Origin of the sequence: Rhodococcus sp. NPDC060084, assembly GCF_042730335.1 — a bacterium.
In the GTDB taxonomy this organism is placed as follows: Bacteria; Actinomycetota; Actinomycetes; order Mycobacteriales; family Mycobacteriaceae; genus Rhodococcus.
Map to the genome: position 1 here is coordinate 46,884 of NZ_JBHWWX010000026.1, position 12,765 is coordinate 59,648.

Below are 12,765 nucleotides of genomic sequence, written 5' to 3' on the forward strand. Positions count from 1 at the left end.
GACAGTAGTTGAGGCTTCAACGCCGTGCGGGGTCGAACGCGAGAAGAGGTCGAACGCTGTGCTCCCCGGATCTATACCGGCGGATCGGGGTCAGCAGTGCCTGCCAGCACCGAATGACGTCGGCTGTACACGAAGTAGATGACGACCCCGATCGCCATCCACACGACGAAGCGGATCCACGTCTCCACCGAGAGGTTCACCATGAGCCACAGGCAGGCCAGCACCGCGAGTATCGGCACGTACGGCACCAACGGCACCCGGAACCCGCGTTCGAGATCGCCCCGGGTACGGCGCAGCACGAGCACTCCGATCGATACCAGGACGAACGCGAAGAGCGTGCCGATGTTCACCATCTCTTCGAGGGTGCCCAGCGGAACCAGGCCGGCGAGCACAGCCACCACCACGGTGACGACGACCGTCGTCCGCACCGGTGTTCCCCGCGTGCCCGTGTGGGCGAGTCGACGAGGCATGAGGCCATCGCGTGCCATCGCGAACAGCACACGCGTCTGACCCAGCATCAGCACCATCACCACGGTGGTGAGGCCTGCGAGGGCACCGATGGAAATCAGGTTCTTCGCCCAATCCATGCCGTTGATCGCGAAGGCGGTGGCCAGGGTCGACTCGTCGCCCTCGAGTTCCTGGTAGTTCACCATGCCCGTCAGGACGAGACTCACAGCGACATAGAGCACGGTGACGATCGCGAGCGAACCGAGGATCCCGATCGGCACGGCTTTCTGCGGAGTCCGCGTCTCCTCGGCAGTCGTCGCGACGACATCGAAGCCGATGAATGCGAAGAAGACGAGACTCGCCGCGGCGAGCAGGCCGTACCAGCCGAACGTGCTGCCTCCCGCTCCGGTGACGAAAGAGAACAGCGACTGGTGCAGTCCGTTGTCGGTCTCCGCGGCCTCGGCCGGCGGGATGTAGGGCGTGTAGTTCTCCGCCTTGATGTAGAACGCCCCGAGCGCGACGACGAAGATGACCACCCCGACCTTGATCGAGGTGATCACCAGCGACACCCGGGAGGACAGCTTGGTTCCGGACGCGATGACGACGCCGATCACCACGACGATCAGAACCGCTCCCCAGTCCACCTTGACCGGTCCGACCATCACGCTCGACGACAGCCCTCCCATCACCTCGCCGAGATACAGCGACCAGCCCTTGCCGACCACCGCCGCGGCAAGCGCGAACTCCAGGATGAGATCCCAGCCGATGATCCAGGCGACGAACTCGCCGAATGTCGCGAACGAATAGGTGTATGCGCTACCCGCGACAGGCACGGTGGACGCGAACTCCGCGTAACACAACGCGGCGAGAGCACAGGCAATGGCGGCGAGGACGAACGCCAGCGACACCGACGGTCCCGCGACATTCCCGGCCGTGCGAGCGGTGAGGGTGAAGATGCCGGCGCCGATGACGACCGCGACACCGAACACGATCAGGTCCCACGCGGTGAGATCCTTGCGCAGCTTCGAATCCGGGTCGTCGGTATCGCGGATGGATTGCTCCACCGACTTCACTCGGAACAGACCCCGATCGCGCTTGCTGCCGGCTCGAGTCATCGTCGCCCCTTCCGAGCAGGAACCTACTCGGTACGAGCGGCCGCCATGGACGATTCCGGAACGATGACGCGCTCGGCTCGGACATCGGTGTCATCCGCTCGAAACCGGGTATACCCCGGCGATTACCGAGGGTCGGCCGGGTTCGGCCGACGACTCCGTGCCCGAGGAAGGTGCGTATGAGAACACTGCGTGTCGCGTCGGTCCCCGCATCGCACGTCTACGTGCGGCATCTGTCGTCACCCGACGGCGACGACGGAGTGATCCGGCTGCCCGACCCGGTACCCGCCGACGGACGAAAGGTCCCCGGTGGATGGTGGCCACCGATGATGCTCGAGCCCGGATGGATCGACGATCACCACGATGAATTCGACATCTTCCACATCCACTTCGGGTTCGACGCGGTGGAACCCGAAGTGCTCGAGGAGGTCGTCGGCGCCCTCGACACCCACCGGATCCCCCTCGTCTACACCGTGCACGACCTGAGAAACCCTCACCACCCCACCCCGGGCGCGCATCTGAAGAACCTCGACGTGCTGATACCGGCGGCCCGGGAACTGATCACCCTCACCCCCGGCGCTGCCGCGAGAATCCGGGCCGGCTGGGGACGGACCTCGACGGTCCTGCCGCACCCGCACGTGCTCGAGCGGGACTGGTTCGACGCGCCGCACCGCCCGCCGGACCCGTTCGTCGTCGGTGTCCATGCGAAGAGCCTGCGAGCCAATATGGATGTGCTGCCGGTCGTGACCGCGCTGGCTCGAACGGTCGCCGACCTGCCCGGGGCCCGGCTGCAGATCGATCTGCACGACGAGATCTTCGTTCCGTCCAACCATTGGTACGCCCCCGGACATGGGAGCCGCGCTGCTGGCGCTCGGGGAGAATCCCGCGGTGGACGTCCGGGTGCACCCGTATTTCGACGACGACGAACTGTGGCAATACCTCTCGGAGTTGACGGTGTCGGTGCTCCCGTACCGATTCGGGACCCATTCGGGCTGGCTGGAGGCCTGCCACGATCTCGGAACCGCGGTGGTTGCTCCGAGCTGCGGTTTCTATCGTCAGCAACAGTCCTGCGACGTGTTCACCCTGGACGAGGACCGGTTCGACCCGGCCTCCCTCGACCGTTGCATCCGGTCGCTGTACGAACGCCGGCACCACATTCCGCGGGCACAGTGGCCGCAACGACTCGAGCAACGCCGACGTCTCGCCGCGGCCCACCGCGATATCTACGAGCGGGCCTCGGCATGACCGCCCGACCGCTGCGCATCGCGCTCGTCGCGTCGAACCGGTATCCCATCCGCCAGCCGTTCGCCGGTGGCCTCGAGTCCCACGTCTGGCATCTGGCGCGTGCCCTCGGAGAAGCCGGCCACCACGTCACGCTGTTCGCGGCGTCCGGTTCCGACGAGTCCCTCGGTGCCTCACATCTGGAGGTCCGGTCCTTCTCCCCCAGCGCGACCGCGCGCCACGACCCGTCCATGGCACCGAAGGGCTTCCTCGAGGACCACCACGCGTACCTGTCGTTGATGCTGAACCTGGCGGGTCCGCTGGCCGACTCCTTCGACGTCGTCCACAACCACAGCCTGCATTACCTGCCGGTGGCGATGGCACCGGCACTGCGCATCCCGATGGTCTGCACGCTGCACACTCCGCCGACCCCCTGGCTCGAGTCGGCCCTGGCCGCGACGGCACAGGTCCCGGCGACCTTCGTCGCGGTCAGCCGGAATACGGCGCACGCGTGGAGGCACGCGCTCGAGGCTCCCGCGACCGTCATCCCCAACGGGGTGGACCTCTCGGGCTGGCCGGTCGGTCCCGGCGGGACCGACCTGATGTGGTTCGGACGCCTCGTGCCGGAAAAAGGCGCGCATCTCGCGATCGAGGTCGCGCGCCGAAGCGGCCGCAGGCTCGCCCTTGCCGGACCGATCTCCGATCGGAAGTATTTCGACGACCGCATCGCCCCCCTGCTCGGCGGCGACGTCGAGTATCTCGGACATCTGCCGCGCACGGACCTGGCTGCCCGGGTGGGCCACAGCGCCGCCGTCCTGATCACGCCGTGCTGGGACGAACCGTACGGCCTGGTCGTCGCCGAAGCCCTTGCCTGCGGCACCCCCGTGGTGGCGTTCGCCCGCAGCGGGATTCCCGAGATCGTCGACTCCGGGTCGGGGGTGCTGGTCCCCGCGGGCGACACCGACGCGATGGCTGCTGCCGTGCCCGCCGCAACGGCACTGTCCCGCAGTCATGCTCGCCGGCGTGCCCTGGAGTACTGCTCCGAACGGGCGATGGTCGAGTCGTATGTGGCGTTGTACCAGCGCCTCGTCGCCCCTGCCGCCGAGCCCGTGTCCGCCGGTCGGCCACGATGATCGGCTACTACATCCATCACCACGGCCACGGTCACCTCGCCCGCGCGACGAGTATCTGTGCGCACCTTCGCAATCCGGTGACCGCGCTGTCGTCGGCGACCCTGCCGGGCCGGAACGCCGCGGTGTTCGACGAAGTGGTCGAGTTACCCCGCGACGACGAGGCTGTCGACGCAGCCGTCGACCCCACCGCTCACGGACTGCTCCACTGGGTTCCCCGCCACGACGACGGACTGCGCAGACGGATGGCGGCGCTGGCGGAGTGGATCACGCGCGCCCGGCCCCGGGTAATGGTGGTGGATGTGTCGGTGGAGGTGACGTTGCTGGCGCGATTGTTCGGCATCCCGGTCGTGGTCATGGCCATGCCCGGAACCCGCACCGACGCACCGCACACTCTCGGTTACCGCTCGGCAGACCACTTGATCGCCGCGTGGGCGCAGGAGGTGTACGACCCCGAGTGGCTGCACCCGTACGCGCACAAGACGTCGTATGTGGGTGGCATCAGCCGATTCGACGGGCGCCGCACTCCCCCCGATGCGGACGATTCCGATGACCGTCCCACCGTGCTGGTGATGGGCGGGAGTGGTGGTTCGGCCTTGTCGTCCGGTGATTTTCGGTCCTGGACGAGTCGCCACACCCGGTACCGGTGGGAAGGCCTGGGAGTTCCCGGGGGCGTCTGGGCCGACGATCCGTGGCCCTCGCTGTGCCGGGCCGACGTGGTGATCGGCCACGCCGGACAGAACACCGTCGCCGACATCGCAGCGGCTCGGCGCCCCGCGGTGCTCGTCGCCGAGCGGCGTCCCTACGACGAGCAGCACGCCACGACGGCCGCCCTCCACAGCGCCGGATTGTCGGTGGGGTTGCCGGAGTGGCCGGACCCCGACCGGTGGCCGGAGTTGATCGAGCGGGCCCGCGGTGAGGACCCCGCGCAGTGGGCACGCTGGCAGACCTCCGGAGCCGCGGCGCGCGCCGCCGCAATCGTCGACCGGATCGCCGAGGAGGAGGCACCGACGTGAAAGTCGGCGTGGTGACCATCGCAGCGCACCGAACCACTCACCTGCGCAGGCAGATGACGGCGCTCGCACGCGGTTCCCGGCGTCCCGACCAGCACGTTGTCGTGTCCATGGGCGATCGCGAGGTCTTCTCGCTGACCCGGGCCGCCGGTGCGGACGCGCAGTGGATGGAGCCGACGGAAGGCCGTCTGCCTCTGGCCGAAGCCCGTAACCTCGGCGCCCGGCGGGCGCTCGAACTCGGCGCCGAATTGCTGGTGTTCCTGGACGTCGACTGCATCCCGGCCACGAATCTGGTGAGCCGCTACGAGGAGGTCGGCAACGACCCGCGTCACCAAGTGGCGTTGCTGTGCGGTCCGGTGACCTACCTGCCACCGCCTCCGGTCGGCGGGTACGACCTGGATGCACTGGACGCGCTGATCAGTCCGCATCCTGCCCGTCCCCACCCGCGCGCCGGTGAGGTCGTCACCGGTGAGGACTACACGCTCTTCTGGTCACTCTCGTTCGCTGTCACCGCGGCGACCTGGCACCGCGTGGGCGGATTCTGTACCGACTATTCGGGATACGGCGGGGAGGACACCGACTTCGGGCAGGTCGCGGCGCAGCGCGGCGTCGGGCTTCGCTGGGTCGGCGGAGCCCACGCTTTTCATCAGCATCACCCGGTGTCGGATCCGCCGGTCGAGCGACTGCACGACATCCTGGCCAACGCCACCGTCTTTCACGACCGATGGGGATGGTGGCCGATGCGTGGCTGGCTCGACGCCTTCGCCGGGCGCGGGTTGATCCGGTTCGACGACGAGACGACGCGGTGGGTCCCCACGAGCAAGTAGCGCCGCACTGTTCGCCCTTCTCAGAGCTTCCCCACCGATACCGCGAGCCGTCAACGGGAGCCAGTTGCCCGATGTGACTGTTGCCGGGTTAGCATCACCGCGGTTCCTTTCGGGTGTGGTATCGACGCCGCATGTGGGATTCAGGAGTGGCGGCTCCCCCACTGCGGCGTCGGCTTTTTTTCGGACGCCCCTGACCGCCCGGATGCAATTCCGGCAAGGTGGAACTCATGGAAGGCACTCATCCGAAACACATCGGAATCCTGGCCCACAGCTGGGAGGGCGCGTCTCTCTGCTGGCGGGAGATATGCGGCTACAGCACCGCGCAGGGCCTGCCGGCGCACCCCGATCTCACCATGGACTGCATCTCGTTCGAGCACTGCATGCCGGCGTGGGAGGCGTCGGACTACGAGTCGGTGCGCGCGGTGCTCGCCACCAGCGTCGACCGCCTCGCACGGGCAGGATGCGACTTCTTCATATGTCCCGACAACACCGCGCACCTCGCGCTCGAGGCTCCAGGAGCCGACCTCGCACTTCCGGGCCTTCACCTGGTCGACACCGTCGCAGCGGCCGCCGAACGGGCCGAGTACACACGCGTGGGAATTCTCGGAACCCGTTACACGATGCAGGGTCCTCTCTACCCCCGCGAATTGGCAGCGCGAGGCATCCAAGCCGTCAGCCCCGCCGACGACGATCAGGCCATGGTCCACTCGGCAATCTTCGACGAACTGGTACACGGAACCTTCCGGGACGAGACGAGGGATTCCTTCATCGACCTGATCGGACGACTCGCGGACTTCGGGTGTGATGCGGTGGCATTGGTCTGCACCGAGATCCCACTCCTCGTGCCTCCTGACCTCTCGCCGCTTCCGATTCTGGATTCCACCCGGCTCGGCGGGCGCGCGGCGCTGGAAGTCGCGGCGGGCCTTCGGGAGATGCCGACCTGGCGCGGATCCGGGTTTCGCACCGCCGCGGTCGAAACGTCGGCAGCCCCGCAATAAAAAAGTCCCTCACCTGCATGCAGGTGAGGGACTTTATGGCGGTGGCGGAGGGATTTGAACCCTCGGACGGGGGTTACCCGTCACACGCTTTCGAGGCGTGCTCCTTAGGCCGCTCGGACACGCCACCGCTAAAAGACTCTACCGGATGGTGCGCCTGGACTGAAATCGGCAGGTCAGAGTCCCGGACGAGGGTCGCGCCGGCCGTGGAAGAACTCCTCCAGAACCGCCGCACACTCGTCCTCGAGCACCCCGCCGCGCGCCTGCGGGCGATGGGTGAGGCGACGATCCCGCACGACGTCCCACAGCGACCCGACGGCGCCCGTCTTGGGCTCCCATGCGCCGAAGACGATCCGCTCGACGCGCGCCAGGACAGCCGCACCGGCGCACATCGTGCAGGGCTCGAGGGTGACCGCGAGGGTTGCGCCCTCGAGACGCCAGCCGTCTCCGTGCACGCGCGCCGCCGCCCGCAGCGCAAGGATCTCCGCGTGCGCGGTGGGGTCCCCTGTGGCCTCACGCGAGTTCGCGGCCCGGGCCAGCTCGGTGCCGTCGGCCGCGAACACGACCGCGCCCACCGGAACGTCCCCGGCAGGCGCAGCGGTCGCAGCGTCCAGCGCGACCCGAATCAGTTTCTCGTCGTCGCGCAGCCCCATCTAACGCAGTTTGTCCAGCGCAGCGGCCCACACATCGTCGAACCCGAGGCGCTGTGCGACCTCCTCGAGTTGTTCGTCGGGATAGAGATCCGTCTCGGAGAGGATCACGGACAGCACGGGTTCCGGTAGACCCATGTCCTTGAGAATCCCCAGGTCACCTTCTTCCCACGGCTCCACGTCGTCCAGCTCGTCCGGATCGATGTCCGGGATGTCGACATTGAGTGCGTCGAGAATATCGGCCGCAATGTCGTAGTCGATCGCCATCGTGGCGTCGGACAGCAGGATCCGCGTTCCGGACGGTGCGGGCCGGATGATGACGAAGAACTCGTCATCGACGTTCAGCAAGCCGAACACGGCGCCGGAGCTGCGGAGCTCCCGCAACTCCGTCACGGCCGTCTCGAGGCTCGTCAGTGCAGCATCCGAGAGCGCGCGGCACTTCCAGAGTCCGTCTTCACGCGTCACGGCGACGGCAAAACCGTCGAGGTCCTCGATCGAACTCACCGAAGGGCTCTTGTTCCCTACGCGTTGTGCAGCCATGCGCGCAACGGTAGTCTGCCTCGTCCCGCGAATGAAGCCCGCGCCCGAATATGCCAACCTGGAGCGGTGCCTACCGCTACGTTCGCCCCGCCCGTATGTGTCCTCGGCCTCGGCCTGATCGGTGGATCGCTTCTCCGCGCAGCGGCAGCGACCGGCCGCCACGCATGGGGGTACAACCGCTCGCCGGAAGTCGTGCACGCGGCCCGCGATCTGGGTTTCGACGCGAGCACGGACTTGGCCGCGACGCTCCAGCGCGCTGCCGATGCGAACGCGATCGTGGTGATCGCGGTCCCGATGCCGGCGGTCGGGAGCATCCTCGAGGCGATCGCCGAACACGCACCGGATGTCGCGCTCACCGATGTCGTCAGCGTCAAGTCGGAAGTGGCGGCCGCCGTCGCCGCACACGGCCTGTCCCGGCGTTTCGTCGGCGGTCACCCGATGGCCGGCACCGCCGAGTCGGGCTGGGCCGCGAGCACCGTCGAGCTGTTCCGTGACTCCGTGTGGGTGGTGACGGTCGACGACGGCACCGACCCCGAGGTGTGGCAGGCCGTCGCGGACCTGGCGCTCGACTGTGGCTCGGTCGTCGTGCCGGCCGAGTCCGCCGAACACGATGCGGCGGTCGCCCGGATCTCGCACCTGCCGCATGTGCTGGCCGAAGCCCTCGCGCTGGCGGGGGCCGCCGGTGGCGATCTGGCCCTCGGATTGGCTGCGGGCTCGTTCCGCGACGGGACCCGCGTGGCAGCGACCGCTCCGGCACTCGTCGACGCGATGTGCGAGGCCAACGCCTCAGCGTTGCTCGTGGCACTCGACGAGACCCTCGAGGTGCTGTCGGCCGCGCGGGAACAGCTTGCCGACGGCAGCACCACCGACCTCACCCGGGCCGGATTCGACGCCCGCGCCCGGTACGACCAGCAGAAGCGCGTCTCTGTCACCGGCGTCGTCCCCGGGGAGGGTGACTGGCTGACCGTGCTCCGCGAGGCCGGGCGTCGCGGAGAGGTATGGACCCGATGACCCTGCGCGACGTCGCCTCCGCGCTCACGACCGGCAAGCTGACGCCGGCCGAACACGTACGACAGGTACTGGCCGACCTCGACGCGCTCGACGGCACGCCGTGGCACAACATCGTCGCGGCCCGCGACGACGCGGCCGCCCTCGAGTCTGCGGCACGCGCCGACTCGGAGATTGCGGCCGGGAACTGGATAGGCCCGCTGCACGGCGTCGCAGTTGCGGTCAAGGACAACATCGACGTCGCCGGCATGCCCACCCGCTGCGGCAGCGCCGTGCTCGACGATGCGCCGCCCGCGACGACCGATGCCCGCATCATTCGTAAGTTGCGGGAGGCGGGCGCGATCATCGTCGCGAAGACCCACCTTCACGAATTCGCCTACGGTCCGACGGGTCTCGTCAATGCTTCCGGGCCCGCTGCGCATCCGCACGAACCCGGGCTCATCAGTGGCGGCTCGTCGTCGGGGTCGGCGGTTCTGGTGGCGCGCGGGATCGTCCCCGTTGCCCTCGGCACCGACACCGGATGCAGTGTGCGCACCCCGGCCGCCTTGTGCGGAATCGCCGGTTTCAAGCCGGGTCACGGAGCACTACCCGTCGACGGGGCATTCCCGTTGTCGACGACGTTCGATCACGTGGGTCTGCTCGCCGCGGACACGCTGGACGTCGCGCTCGCGTGGGGTGCGATCCCGGGCATCGCGCACCTGCGGACCCCTGTGTCCGGGCTCCGCATCGGTCGTCTCCGCGGCAGCATCTGGGACTTCCCCGACCCGGACTTCGAGGCAGCAGTCGACGCCGCGTGCCGCACACTAACCGACCTCGGTGCGGAGGTGGTCGAGGTGACGCTGCCGGAAACCGAGGAGCTTCTCGAGGTGTATCCCGTCGTCACCGGCTCGGAGGCCTACGACACCCACCGCGAGTGGTTCGAGTCGACCCCTGAGCGCTACCAGCCCGCCACGGCGGCGCTACTGGCAGCCCAGCGGGACCGGCCCGCCTACGAGTACGTGCGCGCGGTACGGACGGTCTCACGCCTGCGCCGCGACGTCCTGGATCGCCTGCGGAAAGCGGAAGGACTCGACGCGCTGGTCACCGCGACGACCGGCATCCGTTCGGCACCCCAGAACAGCGATCCGCTGGCTCTGCGGAGGCCGCTGCTCGAGCACTGCATTCCCTTCAGCGTCCTCGGCGTACCCGCATTGTCGGTACCCGCACCGGGCGGCGGCACGAGACCGATCGGCTTGCAGGTTGTCGGACTCACCGCGGGAACCGGCGGACACGGGAGCCACCCCGCCGAGTCCACCGCGCTTGCGGTCGCTCTCGCGGTGGAAACAGCCGACGGCTAGATCCGCTCGGCCAGCCCGCGGTACTCCACGACGAATCCGTCCGCGTCGACGGTCACCGACGAGGTCGACACGGGCGACAGCACATGGATGCCGTCGGACGCGCTGCTGTACATCACGGCTGCTTCCTGCACGCCCAGGTCGACGAGGTTCACGTACACCACCGGGACCTCGAGGTCGGCGGAGCCCGACTGCAGTCCGTATCGCCGGATCGGCAGCGCATTGAAGAACGGGCTCAGGATGACATCGACGTCCAGCGCCCCACCGAACGTGGAACGTTGGTGCTGGGTGCCGTTGTCGACCATCCAGATGCCCTCTTCGGAACGGCTGATCGACATGTGTCGCTCACCCGCCGCGACGGTGGTCCGCACGGACAGTCGGCGCGTGACGCCGTTTTCGTCGGTCACCAGGTCGTAGGACGCGCTGAATGCGGGATGGTCGTCGCACGCGCCACCGACGATGCGACCGGACGCTTTGATCCGGCGGCCGTTGAGCTGCACGCGCACAGATTCCATACGGGGCGCGTCCAGCGCTCGCCAGGTGAGAAGCGCGGGCCATGCCGACGCTGTACTCGCCGCAGAACCCGCGGCATCAGAGGCTGGGATGCTCACGAGCTATACGTTAAGCGACGACCGTCGGCGGGGAGGCAGCGGTGCCGTTATTGGGCACCGCAGAGGGTTCCCGCGCCCGTGCGAATCTCCTCGACCCGCGCAAATCCTCGCGCCGACGGCGCGCCCCTTTTCCCGCGTACGACAAGTTCGGGCAATCCGGACGCCGCTAGGGGTCCTGGGGAATCGAACGTGGCCTCGGCGTCGTCGGTGGCGCGTGGACCGGCAGCATCGACTGTTGTGGACTGTGCGCGGAGGGGCACTCGGCCATCGGTATTGGCCTAGAGTCGCACCATGCGTACCGTGTGGACAGTTCCTCTGAACATTGCCCAAACTTTGCTGGAATCTCCCGAGATCCAGATGTTTCTGACCAGCAATGAGCTGCCCGACACCGCAGACGATCCCCGCCAGAGGCTCGAAGAGTTCACTCTGGCTCTCGGCGCGCTCAGCAAGCACGCCGGACGCACCTTCGGCACCGTTGATGCGGCCAACCGCGAACTGTTCGGCGGTTCCGCCGGCAGGGTGCCCGTGTCGCTCCGCCTCACCGTGCTGCGCGCGATCGTCGCTCAGGTAGACGACCGCACCCCGACTCCCCAGCCGATGCCGCAGCCTGTGATCGACCAGCTCGGTGCGTATGTCTTCGCCCTGCTCGATCCGCGCGATCGCAGCATCGTCTACATCGGAACCGGACGTGGAAATCGGATCTTCACTCTGGTCTGGTCAGCCCTCGGAGAAACCCACAAACTCGCCGAAGCCGGGGAGAAAGCACCACCGGCGACCCCGGAAACCGAGGCGGCACTCCGCCGTATCAAAGCCATCTACGACTCGGGTTACTCCGTGGACCACTACGTAGTGGCCGACCGGCTCGACCCGAAGTCCGACGCCGACCACACGGCGGACGTCACCGCGCAGGCAGTGATCGCTGCGCTCGGATTGATCGAGCCGCACAGGGGTGAGTGCATTCTCACCAATCTCGCGGGTACGACGGATGTTTCGGAGGCGGACCGCACCGCGATCCCGATCTCCGAACTTGTACGCCAGTATTCGGCGACTCCCGCACCGGAATTACCGACACCGTGCGTCGTCCTCCGCATCAACGAGGCAAAGAACGCCGACCCGGCGCAGGTTCGCGCCCTGGCATCGAAGCCGTGGCCGGCCGGTACGGCAGCGCGCGGCATCGACGGCTTGCCGATCATCGTGGTGGCCGACAACATCGTTCGCGCGGTGTACCGGGCGACGCGGTGGGAAGCCGCGGGGCGCAGTGAGGAGAACGGCGGCACCGTTCTCTACCGCTTCTTCGGTGAATCCGATCCGGACCTCGAGCCCAAGTTCGTCGATACACGCCTCAGCCCGGATCGCTTGGGGCTCAAGAGATGGCCGTCGCACGGCTGGGCACCGCGCCTCACGCGCGCCTTGCCGCGACCGGTGGCCCGGCCGAAGCCCAAGGCGTAATCCCGCCTGAAAGCAGTCGAGGGGGCCACATTTTCGTGGCCCCCTCGACAACACCTTCCGGCTGAGCCGGCTTGCAAAACACTGCATACAGAAAAAACTGCATACAAAACACTGAAGGCCCCCAACCTAAGTTGGGGGCCTCCAGCAAACGGGTGTTCGGCGGTGTCCTACTCTCCCACACCCTGTCGAGTGCAGTACCATCGGCGCAATGGGGCTTAGCTTCCGGGTTCGGAATGGGACCGGGCGTTTCCCCCACGCTATAACCACCGTAACTCTATGAAACTCCACGCACACACCCCCACCCCGATTCACATCAGGACAAGAAGTGCATGAGTGTGCTGTTTCAGAAACCGCACAGTGGACGCGTAGCACCTTCGTTAGAAAGTCCTCGGCCTATTAGTACCAGTCACCTCCATGCGTTACCGCAC

The 12,765-nt window shown here is 67.6% G+C and carries 13 protein-coding genes, 1 tRNA gene and 1 rRNA gene; 8 read left to right on the top strand and 7 right to left on the bottom strand.

The annotated features are described in order from the left end of the window. Positions 1–71: 71 nt before the first annotated feature. Together ACFWBU_RS14475 and ACFWBU_RS14480 are read right to left on the bottom strand one after the other, a co-directional pair. Positions 72–1,562: an amino acid permease gene (locus ACFWBU_RS14475; protein WP_169652977.1), complete on the bottom strand. Its 1,491-nt coding sequence runs from the start codon at positions 1,560–1,562 to the stop codon at positions 72–74. A gap of 236 nt (positions 1,563–1,798) precedes the next feature. Then, a complete protein-coding gene (locus ACFWBU_RS14480; protein ID WP_378528574.1) occupies positions 1,799–2,365 on the bottom strand; it encodes a hypothetical protein in 567 nt (188 codons plus the stop codon). A 43-nt stretch (positions 2,366–2,408) separates the two neighbouring features. On the opposite strand from ACFWBU_RS14480, the gene ACFWBU_RS14485 reads away from it, so the two are divergent. The 5 genes from ACFWBU_RS14485 to ACFWBU_RS14505 all read left to right on the top strand — a co-directional run bounded on the left by ACFWBU_RS14485 (position 2,409) and on the right by ACFWBU_RS14505 (position 6,748). Continuing rightward, entirely contained in the window at positions 2,409–2,804 is a 396-nt protein-coding gene (locus tag ACFWBU_RS14485; protein ID WP_378528575.1) for a hypothetical protein, read from the top strand. Next, the gene (locus ACFWBU_RS14490; RefSeq protein WP_378528576.1) at positions 2,801–3,913 is read left to right on the top strand and encodes a glycosyltransferase; all 1,113 of its coding nucleotides are present in this window, start codon (positions 2,801–2,803) and stop codon (positions 3,911–3,913) included. Before ACFWBU_RS14485 ends, ACFWBU_RS14490 begins: the two co-directional genes overlap by 4 nt. Continuing rightward, complete coding sequence (locus ACFWBU_RS14495; protein ID WP_378528577.1) at positions 3,910–4,926, top strand: glycosyltransferase; 1,017 nt, start codon at positions 3,910–3,912, stop codon at positions 4,924–4,926. The genes ACFWBU_RS14490 and ACFWBU_RS14495 overlap by 4 nt, the downstream gene beginning before the upstream one ends. Next, a complete protein-coding gene (locus tag ACFWBU_RS14500) occupies positions 4,923–5,750 on the top strand; it encodes a glycosyltransferase family 2 protein (RefSeq protein ID WP_378528578.1) in 828 nt (275 codons plus the stop codon). The genes ACFWBU_RS14495 and ACFWBU_RS14500 overlap by 4 nt, the downstream gene beginning before the upstream one ends. A 227-nt stretch (positions 5,751–5,977) precedes the next feature. Beyond that, positions 5,978–6,748, top strand: a complete 771-nt coding sequence (locus ACFWBU_RS14505) for an aspartate/glutamate racemase family protein (RefSeq protein WP_169652973.1) — start codon at positions 5,978–5,980, stop codon at positions 6,746–6,748. A 36-nt stretch (positions 6,749–6,784) separates the two neighbouring features. Here ACFWBU_RS14505 and ACFWBU_RS14510 read toward each other — a convergent pair. The 3 genes from ACFWBU_RS14510 to ACFWBU_RS14520 all read right to left on the bottom strand — a co-directional run bounded on the left by ACFWBU_RS14510 (position 6,785) and on the right by ACFWBU_RS14520 (position 7,935). Then, positions 6,785–6,875, bottom strand: a tRNA-Ser gene (locus ACFWBU_RS14510). Between the two features lie 46 nt (positions 6,876–6,921). After that, complete coding sequence (locus ACFWBU_RS14515; protein ID WP_296550211.1) at positions 6,922–7,398, bottom strand: nucleoside deaminase; 477 nt, start codon at positions 7,396–7,398, stop codon at positions 6,922–6,924. Beyond that, a complete protein-coding gene (locus ACFWBU_RS14520; RefSeq protein WP_169622532.1) occupies positions 7,399–7,935 on the bottom strand; it encodes a tRNA adenosine deaminase-associated protein in 537 nt (178 codons plus the stop codon). It lies immediately after the preceding gene. Between the two features lie 48 nt (positions 7,936–7,983). Between ACFWBU_RS14520 and ACFWBU_RS14525 the strand changes: the two genes are divergently transcribed. Both ACFWBU_RS14525 and ACFWBU_RS14530 read left to right on the top strand, forming a co-directional pair. Further along, positions 7,984–8,946 carry a prephenate dehydrogenase gene (locus tag ACFWBU_RS14525; RefSeq protein WP_378528586.1) on the top strand — a complete coding sequence of 321 codons (963 nt, stop codon included), beginning with the start codon at positions 7,984–7,986 and terminating at the stop codon, positions 8,944–8,946. Beyond that, positions 8,934–10,280, top strand: coding sequence for an amidase (locus ACFWBU_RS14530; RefSeq protein ID WP_378528579.1), 1,347 nt, complete (start codon positions 8,934–8,936; stop codon positions 10,278–10,280). The genes ACFWBU_RS14525 and ACFWBU_RS14530 overlap by 13 nt, the downstream gene beginning before the upstream one ends. On the opposite strand, the gene ACFWBU_RS14535 is transcribed toward ACFWBU_RS14530, so the two are convergent. Next, positions 10,277–10,888 carry a putative glycolipid-binding domain-containing protein gene (locus ACFWBU_RS14535; RefSeq protein ID WP_169622529.1) on the bottom strand — a complete coding sequence of 204 codons (612 nt, stop codon included), beginning with the start codon at positions 10,886–10,888 and terminating at the stop codon, positions 10,277–10,279. The genes ACFWBU_RS14530 and ACFWBU_RS14535 overlap by 4 nt on opposite strands. 291 nt (positions 10,889–11,179) lie before the next feature. Between ACFWBU_RS14535 and ACFWBU_RS14540 the strand changes: the two genes are divergently transcribed. Then, positions 11,180–12,337, top strand: a complete 1,158-nt coding sequence (locus ACFWBU_RS14540) for a GIY-YIG nuclease family protein (RefSeq protein WP_378528580.1) — start codon at positions 11,180–11,182, stop codon at positions 12,335–12,337. Positions 12,338–12,491: 154 nt separating this feature from the next. On the opposite strand, the gene rrf is transcribed toward ACFWBU_RS14540, so the two are convergent. Next, positions 12,492–12,608, bottom strand: a 5S ribosomal RNA gene (gene rrf, locus ACFWBU_RS14545). Positions 12,609–12,765 lie beyond the last annotated feature (157 nt).